Source organism: Bacillus sp. SIMBA_026, assembly GCF_046535335.1.
GTDB lineage: Bacteria > Bacillota > Bacilli > Bacillales > Bacillaceae > Bacillus > Bacillus velezensis.
Genome location: NZ_JAWRWX010000261.1, coordinates 1 through 262 on the forward strand (window position 1 = coordinate 1; position 262 = coordinate 262).

1 protein-coding gene is annotated in these 262 nt (G+C 65.6%); it reads left to right on the forward strand.

What is annotated here, in order from left to right; translation table 11 throughout:
- Positions 1–262 (forward strand): hypothetical protein (locus tag SB847_RS21405; RefSeq protein WP_410578675.1); only part of this gene is annotated, 262 nt, incomplete at both ends.

Consider the following 262-nt stretch of genomic DNA (forward strand, 5'->3'; position numbering starts at 1 on the left):
GAGCCTGCATCTTTGCACGGTGAATGTGGAGCCCGGCACGACCGGATGGCTGTGGGCGAACGGCAAGGTGCTGCCCGTCGAGCCGCTGCTGCGCGAACTGCTCAAGGGCATGCTGCACGACGGCACGGATTACGAGCCAGACAGCCGCACCGCGCTGGCCGTTCCCTTCCTCCTGAAGATGCTCGAAGAAGCGCCGCTGCTGGGCGAGGAAGGTCTGCCGCTACCGCGCGATGCACGATTGCTCGCGATCTGCGAGCACATG